This is a genomic window from Paeniroseomonas aquatica, assembly GCF_030409335.1.
GTDB lineage: Bacteria > Pseudomonadota > Alphaproteobacteria > Acetobacterales > Acetobacteraceae > Belnapia > Belnapia aquatica.
Map to the genome: position 1 here is coordinate 1 of NZ_JAUFPN010000091.1, position 842 is coordinate 842.

Annotated in this window: 1 protein-coding gene; it reads left to right on the forward strand. The window is 66.6% G+C overall.

Translation table 11 applies throughout. From position 1 onward, the window contains the following. Nucleotides 1-671 (forward strand): hypothetical protein (locus tag QWZ14_RS08695; protein WP_290316242.1); only part of this gene is annotated, 671 nt, incomplete at its 5' end. Between the last annotated feature and the right edge of the window lie 171 nt (nt 672-842).

An 842-nucleotide genomic window follows, 5' to 3' on the forward strand; every position in this document is an offset into this window, starting at 1 on the left:
CCGGGACCGTCCACGACACCTTCGGCGACCAGGAAGGCACCGCGTCGGTCGCCTCGATCCTCGCCTACCTCGTCGACGACTGGATCGCATACCGCGGCAACAAAGAGACCACGCCCGTCCCCTCGGTCACCCACATGTGCACGTGGCTCCGCGACCGCCTCGAATGGGCCGCCACCGACCCCGAGGACTACGTAGGCGGCCACCCCGCGCTCCTGGAGTTCAGCCACAACCTCCACCGCCTCGTCGCCGCGATCCGCTCCGCGAACGGGAACCTCCCCCAGGAGAACGACCACAAGGACGGCGTCGAGTGCCCCCGCTGCGACCGCATGGCCTTGTACGACACGGTCGACTACATCGAATGTGTCGAGGGCAAGCACGGCTGCGGCCGGCTCCTGTCCTACACCGAGTACGCCCAGTGGGTGCAGTTGAAAGGCCACTTCCTCCGGGCCGCCGTGCCGTGCCCGTCGTGCGGGCTCGCGGCGCTGGCCGGGACTCGAGCGCACCAGCGCGTGGAGTGCTTGCTCGCGAAGGGTGGCTGCGGGACGGTCCTGCCGTGGCCGGTGTACGACCAGTGGGCGAAAGCCGTAGCGGCCGTGGAGAAGTCGGGGGCGCTCCTGTGGGGCGAACACCACCCCTTGCCCGGCCTGAAGACCCTTCAGCAGGCCGCGTGACCTGCAAACTTGATACCAGCATGGGAGAATGAACCATGAGCAAGTACATCATCGACAAGCCCGAGGACTACGAAGCAAAGCTGGCCGCGATGTTCGCTACCTTCGGCATCCCCACCGATCAGATGCACTACAACCCAGGCATCGAATCCGACGGCGAACGCCTCACGTTCT